Source organism: Haladaptatus rarus, from assembly GCF_054177585.1.
Genome location: NZ_JBPEHG010000001.1, coordinates 35,458 through 56,728, shown reverse-complemented (window position 1 = coordinate 56,728; position 21,271 = coordinate 35,458). Strand labels below are relative to the sequence as shown.

Sequence of the window (21,271 nt, the reverse complement as noted above, 5' to 3'; positions counted from 1 at the left end):
CTGCTGACACTGGCTACCGAAACCATGGTTCAGATGAGACCCTTTTGCTTGAGGAAGTTCTCCGCGACGACGGCAGGGTCTTTTCCGTCGATGTCGACTTTCGCGTTCAGCGATTGCATCGTCTTCGTGTCGAGTTTTGGTGCGACCTTGTTGACCGTCGATTTCATCGATTTATCGAATGTCTTATCACGGGCGTTCGGCGCGGGGTTGTAGATGATGAAGAAGTTTTTGTCGTCCTCGATGATCGGGAGGTTGTACTTCTGAATCTTCGGATCGGTCGCAAAGCCGAATCCCAACTGCGCTTGGTTGTTCGCAACAGCCTTGTACGCGAGGCCGATCTTCATCGTCACAGGCTTCATCTTTTGGTTCGCTGCATCGGCAAAGCCGTATGCCTCAGGTAGGCCACCCCACGAATCCTCTCGTTGTTCCATCTCTGGGTTCATCGCGACCTTGATGGTCGTGTCGTTGTTTTTCACGTACTCCGCCAATCCCGAGAGGCTCTCGACGCCCGTCTTCTTCGCCCACTTCGGATTGGCCATGATGACGTATGTATTGTTGAATGGGGCCTTTTGTAGCCAATCTATCTGCCACTTATTATTGTACGCCTGATCGACCTTCTTATAGAGCTTCTGGGGGTCGCTCACCTGCGATTCTTTGTTGAGAACGTTCGACCACGCCGTGCCAGTGTACTCCCAGTACATATCCGACTCGCCGTTTTTCACCGCCTTGAAGTTCGCAGGTGATCCTCCAAGGCCAGTTTTATCTTTCACCTCGTGGCCTTCGTTCTCGAGCAGTTTGATGCTAAGCTGGCTGAGGATGAACTGTTCGGTGAAGTTCTTCGAGGAGACGACGATGGATTTGCCACTCCCGCCCTGGATGAGACTGAGACAGCCTCCGCTTGACATTCCAGCGACAGCCGCACCGCCTACTTTGAGTGCGGAACGCCGAGTGATATGGTCTGACATACCTAGTCACTCATTTCGAGAGTTTTGCGGTAACGATTGTGTCGTACACATAGGGTGTTTTAAAAGTGTTTATCATCATTTTGAACCGGCCACGAACGACTGTGTTCGACGGTAAACTGCGCTAGACGCCCGAGGGCACGCCGAAGATGCTCTCCGACCGTACTTTTTTGTAATTCGAGTGCTGTCGCAAGGTCGTCCAACGTTGCCTGACGTGGAATCGAAAAATATCCCTGCTCGACGGCAAGTGTGAGTACCTCGAGTTGTCGGTCGGTCAGGTCGGATCGGAGGTTGCTCCATGCGACTGGATTGGGTTGGATGGGAAGTTCTACTTGTGAGACCGCTCGCTCGATGGTGACAGTGCCGATCGCATCGAGGCGGTCAATCAATTCGAGGAGGCGCTCCCGATTCCGAATGATAAGATCAAAATATTCGCGCCCGTTCCGAAGCACCGTTGGGTCGAGGGGCATGTATCCGTTCTCTAAGAGCACCGTGAACGGCGTTTCGCGCGCCAGTTCGGCCGTTACGAGAATCGATGCTTGACTCATCTCTCGGTACTCGACCTGTTCGATAACCTCGAAGCTCGTATGATACTCTGCCGACTTGATAAGCTCGAGTGCGTCATCGATCCGCTCGCCGTGGATACGAATCAGCCCCATGTAGTGACGCTTGTGAAGCGTCGCAGTGTAGATATCACCCTGAACACCGAGTTCCCCGATTGCAGATGTCCAGTCGTGGGGATATTCAATACTGATGCGAGCCGTGAGCATGTCACTTCCCTTGTTCCAAGAGAACCATAAATCCGCAGCAATAGTCGCGGCGAAGTCTATTTGTGGTGTGATAGCACGCCATATAGCATGGCTGGAGAATCCCTCACCCTCGCAGCAGCACAGGTCGAACCGGTGTATCACGACAAGGAAGCAACGCTCGACAAGGCCTGTGAGACGGTCGACTCTCTCCCGCGAAGGCCGAGGAGATCGCAACAGAACACGATGTCCCGATCGAAGCCATTGAAGCGGTTGCAGACGCGCTCGAAGAGTGACGTCCGCCTCCGCGTTTATTATCTATTTTGATCATTCATTATACGTAGTATAGTATTTAATGAATACTTCTTCCGATTGAAGCCGCACACGCCTTAGAAGTTGATTACCGTTATCAACCGTACACCATCTAAAAAATGATAGACACACTACTATAAATTATTAGATAATTTACCCCATTTAGGTGTTTCGGACATTCAAATGTGGATTTTACTGACCCTGTCTTATTTACCTTTCAGGTTCTATTTTAGTTTATGAAACGTCGAACATTTCTAGCCGGTCTTTCAGTGCCAATCATTGGCTCAAGTGCATTGTTTACTATCAACAGCCCTGATCCTTCGAGGCAACATTTTTCACTGACTCCTGGCCCCCACATCGAAGAGTATCAGTTTGAACTCGCCAACAGTGATCAACTTGGAAAGTACGACCCAGAAGAACAACCAAATGATATTGCATATGTCGAATTTAATCCGGAACAACAATGTGTTCGCGTCATTGGTGGAGTTCGCGGTGGAGGATGTAGTGAAATCAAACTTAAGGCCCTTAATTATGACAAACAATCAGAGACGCTCTATGTTGTGGTTCTTGATGATCATATCGAGGAAGGTGGTTGCTCACTGCAAGCGGGTACTATTGCATATACAGTCAATGTAACCTTCAAAGCAACCATTCCTTCACATGTTGTAGTTAAGACTGTCCATGAGGGCACTGATGACGCTTATAAAAAGATGTTTACAAGAGACGACAATAAGTGAGAGGATAGAAAGGAAGATATTTCTCAAGAAACCACTTGATTCGTATATTGGGTGGTCAGTTCTTTACTTACGGTATGGAATCTCGTCAGAAATGACAAGTTTCTCTCGTATTCACCGGCCTTTCTCTACATCGCTCACAAGCCGGAATAGACTGCTGTCTTTACGCTCTCTATTCACGTATGGGAAAATCTGCTACCTGAACGGAACCAGTCAGAGAGCTTTATGCTGAGGAGATCACTGGTACACAGTTAGGGCAGGGAAATACGTCTCGTAAAACCCGTTGTCGAAACTGACCAGTGCTTCAGCGTCGGCGACCGCATGGCCACCGATTACGAAGTCAGCAGCAATATGCTGCCGCGGGGCAAGAGCTTCGCCACATTGCTCACAGGAGACAGTCTGCTTTCCACCGCACGAGGGGCACTGAAGGCCATCTGGCCGTCGTTCGGTGTACTGCTGAAACTGCTGGCCTGCCCGGAAGAGCGCCTCGTCGGACGGTTCCACGAGTTGGATACTGAAATCCTCGAGAAACTGATTCAATTCCGAGGCGGTATCAAAATGACCATCAGCAGCAAGCTCGGCAAAGACGATCGACGTGATGACTACTTTCCCGTTTTGGTACGCACGCCTGAGTGCTGTTTCGCTGGCGTCCGTATAGTCATCTTCATACAAAATCGCAAGGAGGGCGTTCGTATCGACCGCCGTGATCACGCTTCTGCCTCCGGGTCGGTGTCAGCGTCATCATCCGACTCATCACTGACGTCACGTGGGTATTCACCGCGGAGCCGACGCATCCGCTCGGGCATCGTCTCGTTACTCTCGGCGCTACCACGGTATTTCTCGAACGGATCGTCACCCTCTGCCGTAGTCGGTTCTTCTTTCTGTATCTCGTAGCCGGAGTCGGTCTTCTCGAAGGTGAGTTCGTCGCCCGGTTCGATTCCAAGGGCGTCGCGAATCTCCTTTGGAATGGTAACTTGTCCTTTCGTAGTGACGCGTGGCATAGCTTCATCAGACACTACGAAGTAATACTCAATGAGTATTACGGTGATCGTTCCCCCCAGCGGAAACGCATAGAAGGCATAAAATACGGATTTGTGTCGCTACTATCGGAACTTCTCGGCTTCGCGAAGGGCGCCCGTCGCGTTCACTCGACCAGCGCCTAGTTCGGAGTCATTCTTGCCCTGGAGGAGGTCAGCACCCTGTTCAAGTGCCTGTTCGACCTGCTTTGTGGGCAATTCAGGGAATTTCGACCGGACGAGTGCGGCCGTCCCCGTGACCTGCGGTGCACCCATCGAAGTACCAGCGAAATAGGCGTAATACGCATCGTACAGCTCAGGTGGTACCGATGAGAGGACGAGATTCGTCGGGAACGGCCACTCCGTCTCATCGGAGAGCGTCTTTTCGAGCGTCTCGTACCCACCACCAGGAGCACCGATATCGACTTCGCTCGTGCCGTAGTTCGAGTAGAAGACCAACGCATAGTTGGGGCCAGTTGCACTGACACTCATCGCACTTGGGACACTGTTTGGCGTGGTGAACAGCCCGTGTTTGCCGAGATCGGTACCAGCATTACCAGCACTCACGACGACGACACTCCCGCGACGGACTGCATCCTCGATGACCAGCCGATATGCCTGCCGGAATCCATACTGATTGTAGTGGGGTGGAAGCGGAGGTGTCCCGATGCTCATGTTCATCGCATCGGCACCGAGACTGGCAGCGTAGTCGATCGCTAGCAGGATGTCGCTGGTTATCGTGGTCAGTTCGGCAGTCCCGTCGCCGTCCACGTCATCGTAATAGAACACGCGGAGTGAGACGAGTTCAGCATCTGGTACAGTTCCGACCACTCCGGTCGTTCCGTCATTGCTCGCAGCGGCGATGCCGGCGACGTGTGTCCCATGACCGTACACGTCCGTGGTATCTGGCGTGATCTCACCGTATTTGAACAACCGACATTCGTCCGCATTCACGTTACCCTCGAGATCGGGATGTGACACATCGATTCCTGTGTCGATGATGGCGATGCGTGTCTGCACCGGTTACTGTCTCGTGGGCCGTCGCGACGTCTGTGACTTGCTTATCCCATTGCAAGCCATACAAGTCCTCATCGGTCGTCGTCTCAGCACTCTCTTGTTTCACGGGGCGTTCGAGTTCGAACTGGAGATCCTGGACGACCTGGTTCACACTGGAAATATCCTCCAGTTTCGAACGTGTCTCTGCTGAACCGACGACGATATGGACGGTATCATTGGCAAGCGAATGCTGGACAGTATATCCGGCCTGTTCGACGTGCCGTGTGACGGATTTGCCATCCCTGTTACGATATATCGTTCAGTGTCTCCCGCAGTGACAGGGCGGGCTGCGACGAATGTTAGTACTCCTGCACCGAGTCCGCGAAGTATCGTCCGGCGACTCACGTTGGTAGTCATGGTTTCGTTATTCTCCCATCTCCTATGGTAGAGATGTACTCACATAGTATACATGATTAATAATAAAAATACAGGTGAGATACATTATACTCGCTATTTCCTTGACTATCAATCAACGACACTGTATTCCCCACCCCACCGGCAGTAATGGTTTCAAACCTCCGATACAATAATAGGGGGCCATTCCGAGTGTATAATCATGGAGATTCCGAATTTCGACTCGTTTCTCCCACAGGAAGGTTTCAAGATCAGGGTCGACGATGTCGCGGGCATCGACCTGTATTCCGAGATGGACGACCAAGACAGTCTCGGCGAGGACGACGAGCGTCCGCCGGATTTCACGTCGCATCTCTTTCGATCGAACGATCTCAACATCTCGTACATGGAGAGTGAGCCAGGCGGCGTCCTCGACTGGCATACCCACACGCCGCATATGTACCAGATCAACATGCCGGTGACCGGCCAGGTCGAGATCTCCTACAAGGACGAAGATGGAGAGATGCATACGACAGAGGCTGGCCCGGGCGAGATGATCTATCTGCCACCGGGCGCGCACAACAAGGTGAAAGCCGTCGGCGAAGAGACGCTGCGATTGTACGTCATCTATCGACAGATCATCGTCCCACAGGTCGAACAGATGGTTGGAGAATCCGACCAACACTCCGAGACGAATCCAGGGCTCGAGATCGATACGCTCCGTGGAGTCGTCCACGAGAAACAGCAACAGGCTGTCGATCGATTCTAGCGGGAACCGACCGTCTCCATCCGAATCGAGGACGTACCGTACGCAAATCTGGGAGAGAAAGTCCATCCACAGCGGTGACAGAATTCTCCATCGAATGGCATCGAGCGCCACGAATTTCGGTATTTGAATCTTTCGCACAAGATATTTTGCAAGAGTGGTGGATGTTGACCTATGGCATACGTGATCGGCGTGGATACAGGCGGGACGTTCACCGATACGGTGATCGTCGACGATGATGGGTCGCGTGTAACGGGCAAAGCGGGGACGACGCCCGACAACCCGGCTGAAGGGGTCGTCGACTCCCTTCGAAATGGTGCCCAGAATCTGGGCCGAGACCTAGGAGATGTCCTCTCAGAGACTGAAATCCTCTTTCACGGGACGACCCTGACGACGAACACCGTCCTCGAACGGAGCGGGAGTACCGTCGGCCTCCTCACGACGAAAGGGCATGGCGATGCGCTGCACATCGGCCGAACCACGACCCGGACAGCGGGGTTGTCACAGGAGGAGATGCAACATTACGCCGGGCAGTCGAAACCGAAGCCCCTCGTCCCGAAAAAGCACATCCGCGAACTCACCGAACGAACCGACTACAAGGGTGAACAGATCGTCTCCCTCGACGAAAGCGAGGTGCGCGAAGCCATAGCAGATCTCACCGACGATGTCGACTGCCTGGCAGTGAATCTCCTGTGGAGCTTCGAGAACGACGAGCACGAACGACGCGTGAACGAACTGGCCGAAGAGATCGCACCAGACCTGCCGGTTTATCTCTCACACGAGGTCGTCCCGAAACTCGGTGAGTACGAACGCGGTGCGACCACCGTCGTCAATGCGTACACAGCGCCGGTTCTCGAACAGTACACGACCGAACTCGCCGACCGCCTCGCCACACATGGCCTCGACTCGCCGATCTACGTGATGAAGAGCACGGGTGGGGCGATGCCCATCGACACGGCCGCCGACGAAGCGGTGGCGACCATCATGTCGGGGCCGACAGGGGGTGTCATCGGCTCCCAGACACTCGGTGCTGCCCTCGACGAGCCGAACTTGATCTGTACCGACGTCGGCGGAACCAGTTTCGACGTCGGACTCGTCAACGATGGCGAACTCGAAACGACACCCACCTCAAGCGTCCAGCGATACAGCCTCTACCAACTCTCTGTCGACATCGAATCGATCGGAAGTGGTGGCGGCTCCATCGCCTGGATCGACGAGGGGGGCGCACTCCGGGTCGGGCCGGAATCCGCAGGTGCTGACCCCGGTCCGGCCAGTTATGGTCAGGGTGGAACGCGACCGACGGTGACCGATGCCGACCTCCTGCTCGGCTACATGGACCCCGATTACTTCCTCGGTGGCCGCCGCTCGCTCGACGTCGATGCGGCTCGCGAGGCGATGCGTGAACACGTTGCCGACCCGCTTGGGATGGACGTCGAGGAGGCGGCCGCAGGCGTCTTCGAGATAGTCAATGGCGCGATGGCCGACCTCCTCCGGCAGATAACGATCGAGCGTGGCCACGACCCGCGACAGTACTCGATTCTCGCGTATGGTGGTGCGGGGCCGTTACATGCGCCATTCTACGGTGACGACCTCGGTGCCCAGTCGATCGTCGTTCCGTTGGGCGATACGGCGTCCGTCTTCTCCGCATTCGGTATCGCAACCTCCGACCTCTCGTGGGTCGAGGAGGTGTCGAACCCGTCGCTGTCCCCGTTCGACCCGGACGACCTCACCGCGACGTACGAAGAGCTCGAAGCGCGGATTCGGACTGATTTCGCGGCACAGGAGTTCGATGCCGAGGACGTGGTCTTCACCCGTGAGATCGATCTCCGATACAACGGCCAGGTGCATCAGGTGTCCGTCAGCGTCCCCTCCGGAGTGTTGACCGACGAGGATGTCTCGGACATCGTCGATCGGTGGGAGAAGCGGTACGAGTCGTTGTACGGGAGTGGCTCGACGTATGCTCAGGCACAGGTCGAACTGGTCAATCAACGCGTTCTGGCCAGCGGGAAGACGGTCGACCCGACGCTCGGAACTGGCGTCACGGAAACCGGTGACGCACAGACCGGAACGCGGGATGCGTACTGGCCCGGCGAGTCCGCGTTCGTGGAGACCGACATCTACGACGGCGAGCGACTTGGCGCAGGTGTGGACATCTCGGGGCCAGCAGTTATCCAACTACCGGATACGACGGTAACGGTTCGGCCCACGCAGCACGCAGCGGTCAACGAACACGGCAACATCATCATCACGGAGGCGTAACGATGACGCTCATTCCAGGTCACGAACGGTACAGTGCAGTAACCGAACTCGACGAGTCGGCGGTCGCAGACGATGTCACGTTCCACACCCTGCCCGATGGGTTCGAGGTGGACAAGGTCACGTTCGAGGTACTTCGACACCGACTCGGGCAGATCAACGACGAACAGGGCACGACGCTGAAACAGGTGAGTGGCTCACCCATCGTCACCGATGCGTACGATTTCAACGTCACGATCGCCGACGAGGTAGGCGAGACCATCAGTTTCGGCCCGTACGTGATGTTCCACGCGAGCGTGACCGATCTCATCATCAAGTGGATCCTCGAGGAACGCTCGGAAAACCCCGGTATCGAACCCGGCGATATGTTCCTCTGTAACGACCCGTGGATCGGTGCCGTTCACCAGAACGACGCCGTCGTTCTCGCGCCGATATTCCACGAGGAGGAACTGTTCGGCTGGGTATCCTCGACGCTCCATCAGGTGGACGTTGGTGGAAACGAGATCGGGTCGTTCGCCATCGAGGACGACGACGCTTTCGCGGAGGCCGAACCGGTGCCGCCGATAAAGATCGTCGAAGATGGCGACCTTCGCACCGATGTCGAAGATCTCATGCTCCGCAAATCTCGCGCGCCGGCACTGGTGGGGATGGATCTCCGCGCACAGATCGCGGGCAACAACGTCGCGATCGACCGACTGCACGACCTCATTGACGAGTATGGCGCACACACCGTGAAGGCGGTGATGAAACAGACGATGGACTACGCAGAAGACTCGCTGCGAGCGCGCTTGCGCGACCTTCCCGACGGTGTCTGGCGCCACGTCGGCTATCAGGACGTGGCGAAAGCGGGCGACCGGAGCGTCTACCGAACGCACCTCGAGATGGAAAAGCGAGACGATGAACTCGTATTTCGCGTCTCGGGTGATCAACAGGCCGGGATGATCAACACGACGTATGCCGGCATGCGCGGTGGGCTGACGACGTCGGTGTTGCCGCTGCTGTGCCACGATATCCCGTGGGCACTCGGCGGCATCTACCGCGTCCTCGACTTCGAGGCCGACGACGGTATCACCGTGAATGCGGAGTTCCCCGGTGGGACGGGGATGGCCGCCATCGCCGGGACGTGGCATACGGTGAACCTCTCGACGCAGACGATCGCGAAGATGTTAGACGCCAGTGACGACCAGCGCGAGAATCTCGTCGCTGGTTCGTCCGGGTCGTGGGTGACGATGAATGCGATGGGTCTTGACCAGCGCGGCGACCAGTTCGTCACCCAGTTCATGGATCCGATGGCCGGCGGGTGGGGTGCCCGAGCCCACGCTGACGGCATCAACACGGCGGGTATCTTCGCCGCACCGGGTGGTGCCGCGCCCAATGTCGAATCGAACGAACTCGCGTTCCCGATGCTCTACATGTATCGCAAAGAGGAAACCGACTCTGGAGGCCCCGGTGAATACCGCGGCGGCGTCACCGCAAGCATGTGCTGGCGCCCCCACGACACTGACGCGCCCATCTCCCACGTCAACTCGGCGTTCGGTGCGGCCGTCCCCACGAGCCAGGGCATCGCAGGCGGCTATCCCGCGAACACGGTTCGCTACGAGTTGATTCGCGAGTCGAACGTCGATGATCTACTCGGCGCAGATACCATCCCCGCGGATCGAGCCGAGATCGACGGTGACCGCGACATCCTCTCGCCGAAGGCCAATCCAGTCCAGAACGCCGATGACGTCTACTACAGCATCTGGCAAGGTGGCGGAGGGTACGGCGATCCGATCGACCGAGACCCACAGCGAGTGGCTGACGACGTTCGTCGTGGTTACGTCTCCGAAGCCGAGGCGCACCGAACCTACGGCGTCGTGATCGACGACGGCGACGTGGACGAGGCGGCAACCGAGCAACGGCGCGACGAGATACGAGACGATCGATTGTCCGCGGACAAGTGGGGTGAGCACGAATGAGCCGCCAGCCGCTCGATGCAAACCTCGCCGTCGACATCGATTCCAGGACGATCGTCTGTCGGAACTGCGACGGGGAACTGTGTGATGCCGACGAGAATTACAAACTCCACGCGCTCTGTGAGCGAAAACCGGTAGCGGAGGCTGGCCCGTTGGTCAACGACCCGACAGAGTACGTCGACGACGAACTGGAGTTCCGCCAGTACTACTGCCCGAGTTGTGCGACGTTGCTCACCAACGAAGTGATCCAGGCTGAACTCGAGCCGATTCATGATAAACAACTGTATATCGACTGATAGTTCGCGACCTGCACGGCCATCCACTGCGATTGTCGGCGGTGGTCGTCTGAGTTCCGGCGTCAGAGACCAGTCTGCGGTGCCGAATCGGGCAATCGGTAACAGCGGCGGAAACCACTGTGTGAAAGAGTGACAATATGAGTCAAGAACCACTACACGAACTCGGCGAAACCGCATTCGGTGAGGGTACCTCTTCGTTCGAGGAGTGTGTCCACAGCCAGGGTGAGCACGTCCCACCCAGGTACCGAATTCTGAATCCGGATGGGTCGTACAACAGCGACCGCGTTCCTGACCTGACCACAGATGAGTATCGCGATCTCTTCGAGTGGATGGTCGTCCAACAAGTGGTCGACCGACGCATGGTTAAACTCCAGCGCCGTGGTGAGATGGGTACCTACGCCTCTGGGCGTGGACAGGAAGCGAGCATCGTCGGAGCTGCCTCCGCCCTTCACGAAGACGACTGGCTGTTCCCCTATGGCCGGGAACCAGCGGCGATGCTCATCAACGGGATGTCGCTTCGGGACCTGTTGTTGTACTGGCGTGGTGTGGAGGACGCAAACCGCTTTCCCGACTCGAACACGTTCCCCATCGCCATCGCCATCGGGACGCACGTTCCGATCGGCGTCGGGTACGCGTGGGGGATGCTGCGCGACGATGCCGACGAGGTTGCGATGATGATGATGGGAGAGGGCCATCCGAGTACCGGCGAAGTCCAGGCGGGGATGAACTTCGCTGGCGTCATCGGCGCTCCGGCGGTCTTCTACGTCCAGAACAATCAGTACTCCATCTCGTTGCCGTTCGACAAGCAGACCAACGCCAACTCCGTCGCCCAGAAAGCCATCGCATACGGCTTCGACGGCATCCGCGTCGACGGCAACGACGTGCTCGCAGTCTATGACGCAGTCACACGCGCCCGTAACCGAGCGGCCGACGATGGTCCGGTGCTCGTCGAATCCGTGAGTTACCGACTCGACGCCCACACCACGAACGACGACCCCACGCGATACCGTGACGAGTCCGAAGTCGAATGGTGGGAAACGCGAGAACCAGTCAGCCGGTTCCGCGAATTCCTCAAGGCAGAAGGGTACTGGGATGCGATCGACGAAGAGGCCATTCGTAAGACTGCCAACGAGCAGTTCGAGCAAGCGAAAGCAGAGGCCGACGCATTCGACCCCGGTGGCATCGATGAGATGTTCAAATACGTCTACGAGGAGTTGCCACCCGAACTCCAGGAGCAGTTAGCGGAGTTCGAGGCGTTCCTCGAACGGCGGCCCGACGCGTACGACTACATCGACGAGCGACCGAAGGGGTGATTCGATGAGCGAACAACGAACCCAGACGCAGAATCTCACGCTGGTAGAGGCGGTCAACGACGCACTGTTGACCGAGATGGAACGCGACGAGCGGGTGATGGTCTACGGTGAAGACGTCGCCGAGCAGGGCGGTGTCTTCCGCGCCACCGAGGGCCTCCAGGAACGGTTCGGAGGCGAGCGCGTCCTCGACACCCCACTCTCGGAGATCGCCATCGCGGGGACTGCGATCGGACTGGCACTCCGGGGCTATCGGCCGGTTGCAGAGATCCAGTTCTCCGGGTTCATCCCACCGGCGTTCAATCAACTCGTGCAGAACGCCAGCCGGATTCGGTGGCGGACTCGCGGCGAACAAACGGCCCCGATGGTGATACGAACACCGTATGGCGGCGGCGTCCGTGCGCTCGAACATCACTCCGAGAGTCTGGAGTCGGCGTACGCCCACATTCCCGGATTGAAGGTCGTCATGCCGAGCACCCCGTACGATACGAAGGGCCTTCTCATCTCGGCGATCCGGGATCCAGACCCGGTACTGTTCCTCGAACCGAAGTTGCAGTACCGAACCTTCCGCGAGTCGGTTCCCGACGATGACTACGAGATTCCACTCCGTGAGGCGGCGGTTCGGCGCGACGGTGAGGACATCACCCTCATCTCGTGGGGCGCGATGATGCAACGGACGCTGGAGGCAGCCGACCACCTAGAGGACGACGGTATCGACCCGGAAGTCGTGGACGTCCGAACGATATCGCCACTCGACACGGAGACCATCATCGACTCGGTTCAGAAGACTGGGCGCGTCGTCATCGTCCACGAAGCACCCAAGAGCGGCGGATTCGCGGGTGAACTCATCGCCCGCATCAACGAGGAAGCACTCTACTATCTGGAAGCGCCCATCGAGCGCGTCACCGGATTCGACACGCCCATCCCGATGCTCGGACGTGAAGACTTCTACCTCCCACAACCGCCTCGAATCGAGGAGGCGGCCAAACGTGTCCTGAACGTGTGAGACGCCACCGGTCACATATTCTCGGTGCTGAAACGTCACGATGAGAGCGCGAAAAGCACTGATACTAGCCGTTGTTTCGTCGGTAAGTTGGCCACCAACGTGACCAGCGAGTACGCGGGTGTGGACGACAGACCCAGCTGGGGTTCGCCAACTGAAATCTCCCTGTCGGTCCGTTGCAGGAAGACCAGTCGAAACGCATTATTTTCCCTCCGAATTTCCCGACCATAGAACCCCTATATCACGTTTATCAATAATAGATAAGTGATGTCACGAATTACCATGATGTATGCCAGCAGATAACGAGGGTAACGGATTACTTCGTGAATTGAACTGGGTACACAGTGCAGCAGTTATCGTTGGAACGATGCTTGGAGCGGGCATCTTCGTCGTAACCGGGCAGGCCGCCGGTGTGATGGGCCCTGCCGTTCCCATCGGCTTCATCCTCGGCATCCCCATCATCGTCACGACGGCACTCGTGTATTCGGTGTACATGTCGAGTCCACTCGGAGAGCATCCGGGTGGCGCGTACGTCCACATCTCACGGACGTGGAACTCACTGTACGGTGGGTATCTCTTCATGTGGCTCAAGTGGGTCTCGTTCATCGGTGCACTGGCCGTCCTCTCGATCGGTTTCGGCGAGGCGATGCGGTTTTTCGATGCATTCACGTTTCTCTCACCCAACGGGTGGGCTATCTTCTGGCTCACCGTGTTCTTCGCGTTGAATCTCGCCGGCGTCGATCTGTTTGGGAACGTGCAGGCACTCCTGACCGCGGTCTTAGTTGGAATCCTCATCGTGCTCGCAGTGCCCGGCCTGCTGTTCGTCGATACGAGTAACTTCAGTCCGCTCTTCCCACAGCAATTGTATGGTGATGGATTCGCTGGCCCCCTCCTACAGGGAACGGCGGCACTGATGTTCTCGTACATCGGATTCGAAGCCCTCGCGCAGACCGCCGGTGAGACCGAGAACCCCCGAGAAACGCTCCCCAAGGTATTCGGGTACAGTACCGTGTTCGTCGGCGTTCTGTACACGCTCGTCGCGATCGTCGTGTTGGGAACCATGCCGTGGCAGGAGGTCGCTAACGCGGAGCGTCCGCTGACGGCCGCTGCCCAGACGTACTTCCCGGTCGGAACCGCAGGTATCGTCGCGTTCGGGAGCATGCTCGCATACGCGACGAGTATGAACTCGACGTTCATGGTGCCGAGCCGCATCCTCTATAGTTTTGGTGAAGATCGCATCGTCCCGGAGATTCTCACCCACGTCAACGAGCGATTCCACACCCCGGATATCGGCCTCGGCATTACGTATGGCCTGGCAGTTGTTCTGATCCTCACGTCGACGTTCAACTTCGCACTTCTCATCGCGCTCGCTGCGCTCTTTCTCATGTATACGGCGCACTCGGTGTCAGCGCTCGCATTGCCACACGTCAATCCCGAGTTGTACAACCGCTGTGACCTTCGATTCAAGCCAGCAGTGCTCAGCTTCATCGCGATCGTGAGTGCCATCTCGATGGGCGTGTTCGCCTGGCAGACGCTCTCGCTGAGTTCGATCGGCCCCGCGCTGTCGAAGGTTATGAGTGGGAACGTCGTCGACGGCCTGACCTCGAGTGCGGCGCTCCTCATCGTCGTGTGGGCCATCGTTGGCTCGCTCATCTTCTTTGGCTACCGTGCGTACCTCCGCTCTGAAGGCATCGAAATCGATGACTGGCAGGAACTCCATGAACTGTATGAAGACACTGAGGATGGAACGACTCCTCCGACTGTTCGGCCCGATGACTGAACGTCTCGAATACTGACGAGAACCGATTTCGTACGATGGCCTTTCGCTACACGATCGCGACCACGAGGACGATTTGGCGATCCAATCCGAAATGATGCGTGGAAGGGAGCATGGACGACGCTCCTTCCGAAGAGATTCTATCTGAAGCCGGCAGCGTGGAGTCGATCGGGAGTGCAGTCCTGACCGATTCACACGATTTTTCGGCTGTCGTGAATCGTGAGCTACCATCGCTTTTCCTATCGACTCGATTCGGATGGTAATCTCCATCCCTGGGTACCAAAATTAATACAATCGAACGTGGTTAGCTACCATATGACACGTTCTATCGAGGAATGGCGCGAGACGTTCCCTGCCATCGCAGACGAAGGGAGAATCCACCTCAACAACTGTTCGGCATCACCGCTCCCCGAACGAGGGCTTGACGCCCGACGAGAGTGTGAAACCGTCTGGATCGAAGAGGGAAATCCATGGCAGACGTGGCTGGCAAAGGTCGACGAGGCCAAAGACCGATTCGCCGACCTGATCAATGCCGATTCCGACGAGATAGCCGTGATGTCGTGTGCGACGCAGGCACTCGCGCAGGTTGCAAGCGCACTCGACTACGATGACCGCGACGAGGTCGTGACGACGAACCTCGAGTTCCCGACCGTTCCACAGTTCTGGCGCGCACAGGAGCGACGACGCGGCGCGACCCTCCGCGTAGTCGAATCGCCCGACGGGTTACGTGTTCCCGCGGAAACCTACGCAGACGAGTTATCTGACGAAACGCAGATGGTGTGTACGGCGCATGCCTTCTCGTTCACTGGTGGATTGATGGATCCGAAGGCAGTGGCCGACGCCGTCCACGACCGGGGCGGGTATCTCTTCCTCGATGCCTACCAGTCGATCGGTGTCGTGCCCATCGACGTCGAGAAACAGGATATCGATATGCTCACAGCGGGAACGCTCAAGTTCTTGCTCGGTGGCCCTGGTATCGCATTCCTCTACGTGGACAGTGACGTGGCTGCCGAACTCGAACCCTCGAATCTCGGATGGTTCGGTGTCGAGGACATCTTCGGATTCGAGACGGAACACCCGGAGTACGCGTCGGGCGCTCGCCGGTTCGAGCTTGGAACTCCGCCAGCACCGAACGCGTATCAGGCGAGCGCCGGGATGAGTGTCATCCAGGACGTCGGTGTCGAACGGATCCGTGATCGAGTTGTAGAACACACGGCACGCTTGATCGATGGTGCCGAAGCACGTGGATTCGAGGTGCGGACGCCGCACATGGCTGAACATCGCGGTGGCGTCGTGAACGTGCAGGTCGACGATCCCGATGAAACGGCTAAGACACTGATGGAGCAGGGATTCAATGTGAGCACCCGTGCGGGTGGCATCCGGCTCTCGCCGCACTTCTACAACACTGTCGACGAAATCGACCAAGTGCTCGAAGCTATCGAGACGTACGCGAATCCGATTGGCACTTGATTTGGGCGGACTATTTTCTCTCGTGAATAGGTTTGGACACCCCGACTCTCGGTCGTGTGATCACCAGTTAGAACTGCCCACGCCAGGCGAAAAACAGACCCCAGACGATCAATCCGACACCGACGACTTTCGCGAAAAATCGTTCTTCTGGACTCACATCGTCCGCGTCGATACCGTTACCGATGATGCCAACGAGTCGGAGTCCGCCGAGTCGCGGGTTCACGAATTGGTGGAGCCCGGCGAAAAAAAGATAAGGCCGGTTACAAGTGATTGTAACGACATATATAAGAAATATAAGTAATAGTAAATATAGTTTCAGGCTGACGAGATCGTATTACGTGGAGCCCAGGGTTGCAGTTAGTGTACCTTTCGCTGTCGATGGTCGCGGAACCTTGTAGACTCTCACTCTGTAGCAGAACAAGGACTTCCAACAACGTTTACTGCCGGTTGCCAATTTGGCATTCACACTTCGTAGCTAAGACTAAAATGGTAGCGTATAACGTCTCTGCTGGGAGCGCGGTGCCTTACAGAAAGGCCGGTGCTGGAGACACCGACCGCGCTTCTTGAGGTGCAAGAAGCAATGCTGACTAGCCAGTCCACGGTTAAAAGTAGTATCGACCCGACCGCGAGTCGTACCCAAGATGGGGCCACGCACACTGGTGCGTATACAATCGAACTCAATGACGCAGACAGCATGCGGTTGCCCAGTGAGAGACTCACAGTCCGTTGGTTCGGCGGCGGGAGACGAGGTGAATGACGAATCGCTCTCGGCGGTCGCTTCTCAAGGCTGTTGGTGCACTAACCGGCGGCCTTCTTGGAACGACAGCGATTACGACGACCACGGATCGTGTACGTGCACGCCGCTGGCTCAGTCGGCGTCGTCATCCACACGTGCCGTTTTTCCGTTATCTCGGCAGTCTGCAGATGGACGCTGTCTGCTACTGGGCGAAAAGTGGGTGTACCTATTGGAGTCTGGCATCGCTGGCCGATCCCATCCCCGGCGATTTCATCCCGGTCGCAGGTGGGTGTGCTGGCGTCCATGCGGGGTGTACACTCCAAGATAATCTCCAGCGTATCGCTGGGTGTGACAGCGGTTGGGTACACGTCTACAAGCTGCGGTGGTGGGCACGCAGCTTATTTTGGATGTTTTCCGCTACTATCGACACCTTACTCCTTCCACAGGGGGTGTACGGATCGTGCCAGTGACTGATCTCATCACCGATGCGATGTATACGGACGTGGTGCTACCGGGGCTGCTCGCTGGTGCATTCGCCTATGTGCGACTCACCCGCGCTGAGCAGTATAACTACTGGCAAAAACGGAGTGTGGAACTCGGTGCCGTGGCGATGACACTGTTCGTCATCGCGGCGGTGCTATCGAGTTCACTCATCGCGATGGTCGCCATCGGTGTGACAGTTCTGTTGGTCGGTGCAGTGGTGCTAGGATACGTCCATCGAGATCGGCAACCTCCGTAACGAGCTTGAATCACGGTCGCTACACCCCTGACAGCGGCATCATCGTCATCACACCACTGGTGCGAAACGCGAAACAGCGGTGTACAAGACGGCCATACTCCGGGAATTCACCGGATATTGGGGGGTGTAGACTGCTGTTTTCGATATCCAGACGGGGCCGCTTTTGCGGAAGGGACTGGCCAGTATCTCCGAATGCGAAACGGCCGTATTCAACCACAAAAGAGACTGTTGAACCGGTTTCTCTTCGTGGGATAGCCATGACGCAACAGCCCGATGCTGGCTTTCTCGTCTTCCAATACAGAATTCGACGGTACATCCCCGGTTTCTTCGGTCAAAACAGCCGTTTCAGGATTTTCACGACTAGTCGAATAGAGCATCCAGAAAATCGCACTCTGCTCCTGTTTCAGACGCTCTCGCTCATGAATACGTTGGATCAGCCGAATCACCATACTGGGTCGTTTTAGCGAAAACCGTCGATTGTGATGGAAGTTAATAACGGTACAAATCGGTTCAGTCTAGTGGTTATGGGGGATGAAGAAAGACCAAAGCTCCCATCCGTTTTTAATACAAATTCTGGCGTTCCAACCCTTCTGTCTCCAATCTACGAGTCTACCATCGATACCATCATTCGTCGCACTCGTAGCGATAGCTTGCTCAAACCTACACCCTCACAGTATAGGCCTTCTCCCGGTGTATTTGCGGGGTGTACGCCAAACGAGCGCTCCCTAGCGTCGCGCTCGCAACTGCACAGGCGCTAAATCAGGATCTGAACGGGATGTAGCGAAATGTATAGCTCGAACAGTTCAGTCTGGTCGATCGCATTTGGCTGGCGATTGGCAATCGAGCGCTTGACGCAGTGACTGAATAAAAGAACATCAGTCGTCTCCGACCGTCGCTGGTTGGGAGGACGAGACTGGCGATTCACCACCGAGATGTGTCCTGGCCAGGGTTGGAGTGCCCGTCAGTGCGATCACAACTGCGGCAAACCCGAAGGCGACGACGCCAGCCACACCAACAGGGCTGGCGACCAGTTCTGCGAGGACAGCGTCGTTCGTCGCGGCGTAGGCAATGATGAGCCCTGCAGAGCCATTGAACACACCGTGGAGGAGTGCAGCAGCAAGGACAGATTCGGCACGAACGACCGCGTAGGTGTAGAGCGGCGAGAACGAGATACACGCGATGGTCATAGCACCAATACCGACGAACGGGAACGAGGGATAATTGTAGCCGGCGACGATGATCGGTGCGTGCCAGATACCCCAGACGGTCCCGACCGCGAGCGATGCTTTCCAGAAGCCCCAGGGAGCGAGTTCCCAGAGTAGGTAGCCCCGCCAGCCGAATTCCTCGCCGAACGCGAAAAGAGCATTCACCGTCGAACCCAGTCCAAGCACCAATCCGAAGGTGGCAAGCATGCCAAGGACACCCGACGGAAGTTCCAATCCTGGAACCGGATCGACACTCGGATCAAAGCCGACGCCAGGAACCGCGACTGCGAAAGCGAGCGCCACACCGATGAGCGGCAGGGCAATGACGGCGGCGAATGCGAGCCACCGCACTCGTCCGATTCGAAGTCCGACAGTCGAAAGGGAGATATCTCGTCGAAGACAGACCGCGAGCCCAGCAGCGAGTGGCGTGAACATATACGCTGGTCCGAGTGCGAGAATGCTCACGCTACCAACCCAAGAGATGAGAACGAATATCGTTGCGAGAGTCGATAAGGCACCGAAAAAGAGCGTGAGTCGACTCCGGTCGGGATCACTCATCGGCATCCTCCAGGTGGTGAATTACCATCGGGACGGTGTTCCGTGAGATTGCGTCGAACAGAAAGTTTGGTAGATGAATCATGCCTGTCTGTTACACATGTTTCGATAATAATATGTTCATATTTGTGGTTTTCCCTCGATGTATCATCCCAGCATCCAATCGCCTACTGGCTAGTGACGAGTTCGGCGATCCCGTTCATATGAAACGTTCGCGTGGCAAGCGGTGGCGGCGGTGGTGCCCTTCAAATCGTAATGCGAAACATGGAACGCTCAACGGAGTTCGCCGACGAGATCCGCGAACTCATCTGATAGCGATACCTTTGCAGTAGGATCTCTTCTTGCTGGATGCTGTCGATGCACCATTCCGCCGATACTGGGCCCGAATCGTCGCCCTCTCGTTCGCATTCATCTTCCTGAATGCAACGCTTCCCGTCGTAATGGGTGATGATTCGCTCCCACGGGCACCCACTGAATTCCTCGAAACCCTGCGGACCGCAAACGGGGGACACCGGGGTGAATTTTCGGTTCTCCTTGCTGTGACGCTGCTGTTCGTGGTCAGCGTCGATCATGCGATTCGACGACTATTTGCATGATACCTGGAGAGAACTGTGTCCGCAAACAGCAAGCGGACGGAAACAGCCTCGGAGATCAAGTCCCGTGGCATCCGCCTCGATAATCTGTGAAGCAAAGACCTCAAGAGGCCGAGAAAATCCTACTTAACTGTCGGCGGAATCGCACCACTCGACCATCTCGTTCACGTCGCCCATGATGGGTTCTTCGACGAGTGTCCGAAATGCGCCCCGCCCGGCAAGGGTACGGAGATGGGAGACGAACTCCCGCCACTCGGCGGCACAGTCGGTATGCAGATGCCACGTGTCGGAGGGCGGACGAGGGTCAGGTGAGCCGATGATGACATCATTTATTTGTTGTTCGATTATTTTTGCACACCACGGGCACGTTTGCGGACTCGCGTTGTTTCCCTCGTCGACTTTCTCGGCATTCATTACTCTATTTAGACATATATGTGAAAGTTCAATTCTGGCCTTCAGTATACCACCTTTTATATGACATATGGCCGTATCTACATCACCTTGGAGACTGATTGGTAAACAAAATAGAAGGATATGGCCTGTCAGTGGAAACACGAGACTTATGCCGACTCGTTCAACTCTGGTGTACTCATGGGTGAATTCAATGAGCTCTCGATGGTCGAAAGATGGAGAAGAGTATCCGCGAAATGAGAACGGGAAACCGATCTGCGGGCGGCCCTGTCGGAGTGAGCCGGGGCGATGTCAGTGTGTAGTTCCGGTTCCAGGGATGGCATGCAAGCATCACTGTACGGACTCGTAATGCGTGAGAATCGAATAGCATCAACTTCGGAAAGAACTGCAGGTCTCCATCAGGTTCCTGGTTGCACGAACAGCAAACTGAACGGTATCGAGTACTGGAGATCAGCCATCAGTACGGATTCGCAGGTTGGCGGGCTCGATCTAGCAATTCTACAGCACAGCAGGTGTGAGCCTTTTGTCTTTGACGACGATTTCACCGTCGTTGTGAATCGTGATGCGATATCGGTCGATAGTGACGGTAAATCTCCACTCATCGTTCGGTGTGGCGTTGGCAGTCAGCGTCTCGAGTGCGTCAACGTCGAGATGGTCCTGTAGAGTGATATCGAGGTTTTCGATATCGACGTTTTCGATCGCTGAAATCGTTTTACAGATCGTGACACATATCGATTCTTGCCTTGACGTGTCGTGGTAGGCACGATATGTCTGGGTCGCTTTCGGTATCGAACAGTTCTCGGACATCTACACCCCGAATTGTAGCCTATGATATATTAGTTTCAGTCAGACATTTTAGACAGCTGATACAGTTCGGAAATATGAGTCAGCAATGCGAAAAGATCGTCTGACTCGGTGGACGTCAACGTCGGCGTTGGTACCCAGACTAGCATCAGTGCGTGCGATCTTTTGAGTGGTGTTCGTCGAATCGAGAGCGAACGATGTCCGCAAGATGACGTTCGCACCTTCTCACTGCACCA

Annotated in this window: 22 protein-coding genes; 13 read left to right on the top strand and 9 right to left on the bottom strand. The window is 56.3% G+C overall.

Annotated features, from left to right (window positions below; genetic code table 11):
* Nucleotides 1-29 precede the first annotated feature (29 nt).
* Both ACR3FE_RS00280 and ACR3FE_RS00275 read right to left on the bottom strand, forming a co-directional pair.
* Nucleotides 30-965, bottom strand: coding sequence for an ABC transporter substrate-binding protein (locus tag ACR3FE_RS00280; protein ID WP_458204493.1), 936 nt, complete (start codon nt 963-965; stop codon nt 30-32).
* Nucleotides 966-1,024: 59 nt separating this feature from the next.
* A complete protein-coding gene (locus tag ACR3FE_RS00275; protein ID WP_458204491.1) occupies nt 1,025-1,732 on the bottom strand; it encodes a helix-turn-helix domain-containing protein in 708 nt (235 codons plus the stop codon).
* An 87-nt stretch (nt 1,733-1,819) separates the two neighbouring features.
* Between ACR3FE_RS00275 and ACR3FE_RS00270 the strand changes: the two genes are divergently transcribed.
* Both ACR3FE_RS00270 and ACR3FE_RS00265 read left to right on the top strand, forming a co-directional pair.
* The gene (locus ACR3FE_RS00270; RefSeq protein WP_458204489.1) at nt 1,820-2,035 is read left to right on the top strand and encodes a hypothetical protein; all 216 of its coding nucleotides are present in this window, start codon (nt 1,820-1,822) and stop codon (nt 2,033-2,035) included.
* A gap of 221 nt (nt 2,036-2,256) precedes the next feature.
* On the top strand, nt 2,257-2,757 hold the full coding sequence (locus ACR3FE_RS00265) for a hypothetical protein (RefSeq protein ID WP_458204487.1): 501 nt from the start codon (nt 2,257-2,259) through the stop codon (nt 2,755-2,757).
* Nucleotides 2,758-2,991: 234 nt separating this feature from the next.
* Here ACR3FE_RS00265 and ACR3FE_RS00260 read toward each other — a convergent pair whose 3' ends face one another.
* From ACR3FE_RS00260 to ACR3FE_RS00250, 3 genes are all read right to left on the bottom strand, one after another.
* Nucleotides 2,992-3,465: a PIN domain-containing protein gene (locus ACR3FE_RS00260; protein WP_458204485.1), complete on the bottom strand. Its 474-nt coding sequence runs from the start codon at nt 3,463-3,465 to the stop codon at nt 2,992-2,994.
* Nucleotides 3,462-3,755, bottom strand: coding sequence for an AbrB/MazE/SpoVT family DNA-binding domain-containing protein (locus ACR3FE_RS00255; protein ID WP_458204483.1), 294 nt, complete (start codon nt 3,753-3,755; stop codon nt 3,462-3,464). The genes ACR3FE_RS00260 and ACR3FE_RS00255 overlap by 4 nt, the downstream gene beginning before the upstream one ends.
* 102 nt (nt 3,756-3,857) lie before the next feature.
* Complete coding sequence (locus ACR3FE_RS00250) at nt 3,858-4,790, bottom strand: S8 family peptidase (protein ID WP_458204481.1); 933 nt, start codon at nt 4,788-4,790, stop codon at nt 3,858-3,860.
* A gap of 592 nt (nt 4,791-5,382) precedes the next feature.
* Between ACR3FE_RS00250 and ACR3FE_RS00245 the strand changes: the two genes are divergently transcribed.
* From ACR3FE_RS00245 to ACR3FE_RS00210, 8 genes are all read left to right on the top strand, one after another.
* On the top strand, nt 5,383-5,928 hold the full coding sequence (locus ACR3FE_RS00245; RefSeq protein ID WP_458204480.1) for a cupin domain-containing protein: 546 nt from the start codon (nt 5,383-5,385) through the stop codon (nt 5,926-5,928).
* 171 nt (nt 5,929-6,099) lie between these two features.
* The gene (locus ACR3FE_RS00240) at nt 6,100-8,184 is read left to right on the top strand and encodes a hydantoinase/oxoprolinase family protein (RefSeq protein WP_458204478.1); all 2,085 of its coding nucleotides are present in this window, start codon (nt 6,100-6,102) and stop codon (nt 8,182-8,184) included.
* 2 nt (nt 8,185-8,186) lie between these two features.
* Nucleotides 8,187-10,139, top strand: a complete 1,953-nt coding sequence (locus ACR3FE_RS00235) for a hydantoinase B/oxoprolinase family protein (protein ID WP_458204476.1) — start codon at nt 8,187-8,189, stop codon at nt 10,137-10,139.
* The gene (locus ACR3FE_RS00230; RefSeq protein ID WP_458204474.1) at nt 10,136-10,432 is read left to right on the top strand and encodes an acetone carboxylase subunit gamma; all 297 of its coding nucleotides are present in this window, start codon (nt 10,136-10,138) and stop codon (nt 10,430-10,432) included. The genes ACR3FE_RS00235 and ACR3FE_RS00230 overlap by 4 nt, the downstream gene beginning before the upstream one ends.
* A gap of 137 nt (nt 10,433-10,569) precedes the next feature.
* Nucleotides 10,570-11,745, top strand: coding sequence for a thiamine pyrophosphate-dependent enzyme (locus tag ACR3FE_RS00225; RefSeq protein ID WP_458204473.1), 1,176 nt, complete (start codon nt 10,570-10,572; stop codon nt 11,743-11,745).
* A 4-nt stretch (nt 11,746-11,749) separates the two neighbouring features.
* Nucleotides 11,750-12,748, top strand: coding sequence for an alpha-ketoacid dehydrogenase subunit beta (locus ACR3FE_RS00220; RefSeq protein ID WP_458204471.1), 999 nt, complete (start codon nt 11,750-11,752; stop codon nt 12,746-12,748).
* A 286-nt stretch (nt 12,749-13,034) separates the two neighbouring features.
* Nucleotides 13,035-14,525 (top strand): APC family permease, encoded by a 1,491-nt coding sequence (locus ACR3FE_RS00215; protein ID WP_458204469.1) that lies wholly within the window; start codon nt 13,035-13,037, stop codon nt 14,523-14,525.
* Between the two features lie 312 nt (nt 14,526-14,837).
* The gene (locus tag ACR3FE_RS00210; protein WP_458204468.1) at nt 14,838-15,992 is read left to right on the top strand and encodes an aminotransferase class V-fold PLP-dependent enzyme; all 1,155 of its coding nucleotides are present in this window, start codon (nt 14,838-14,840) and stop codon (nt 15,990-15,992) included.
* Nucleotides 15,993-16,059: 67 nt separating this feature from the next.
* On the opposite strand, the gene ACR3FE_RS00205 is transcribed toward ACR3FE_RS00210, so the two are convergent.
* Nucleotides 16,060-16,215 carry a hypothetical protein gene (locus ACR3FE_RS00205; protein WP_458204466.1) on the bottom strand — a complete coding sequence of 52 codons (156 nt, stop codon included), beginning with the start codon at nt 16,213-16,215 and terminating at the stop codon, nt 16,060-16,062.
* Between the two features lie 530 nt (nt 16,216-16,745).
* Between ACR3FE_RS00205 and ACR3FE_RS00200 the strand changes: the two genes are divergently transcribed.
* Both ACR3FE_RS00200 and ACR3FE_RS00195 read left to right on the top strand, forming a co-directional pair.
* Nucleotides 16,746-17,198, top strand: a complete 453-nt coding sequence (locus ACR3FE_RS00200) for a hypothetical protein (protein WP_458204464.1) — start codon at nt 16,746-16,748, stop codon at nt 17,196-17,198.
* On the top strand, nt 17,189-17,467 hold the full coding sequence (locus tag ACR3FE_RS00195; protein WP_458204462.1) for a hypothetical protein: 279 nt from the start codon (nt 17,189-17,191) through the stop codon (nt 17,465-17,467). Before ACR3FE_RS00200 ends, ACR3FE_RS00195 begins: the two co-directional genes overlap by 10 nt.
* An 875-nt stretch (nt 17,468-18,342) precedes the next feature.
* Here ACR3FE_RS00195 and ACR3FE_RS00190 read toward each other — a convergent pair.
* Complete coding sequence (locus ACR3FE_RS00190; protein ID WP_458204461.1) at nt 18,343-19,230, bottom strand: CPBP family intramembrane glutamic endopeptidase; 888 nt, start codon at nt 19,228-19,230, stop codon at nt 18,343-18,345.
* Between the two features lie 338 nt (nt 19,231-19,568).
* Between ACR3FE_RS00190 and ACR3FE_RS00185 the strand changes: the two genes are divergently transcribed.
* Entirely contained in the window at nt 19,569-19,823 is a 255-nt protein-coding gene (locus tag ACR3FE_RS00185) for a hypothetical protein (RefSeq protein ID WP_458204460.1), read from the top strand.
* Between the two features lie 123 nt (nt 19,824-19,946).
* On the opposite strand, the gene ACR3FE_RS00180 is transcribed toward ACR3FE_RS00185, so the two are convergent.
* Both ACR3FE_RS00180 and ACR3FE_RS00175 read right to left on the bottom strand, forming a co-directional pair.
* Nucleotides 19,947-20,234: a hypothetical protein gene (locus ACR3FE_RS00180; protein WP_458204458.1), complete on the bottom strand. Its 288-nt coding sequence runs from the start codon at nt 20,232-20,234 to the stop codon at nt 19,947-19,949.
* A 495-nt stretch (nt 20,235-20,729) separates the two neighbouring features.
* Nucleotides 20,730-21,038 (bottom strand): HalOD1 output domain-containing protein, encoded by a 309-nt coding sequence (locus ACR3FE_RS00175; RefSeq protein WP_458204456.1) that lies wholly within the window; start codon nt 21,036-21,038, stop codon nt 20,730-20,732.
* Between the last annotated feature and the right edge of the window lie 233 nt (nt 21,039-21,271).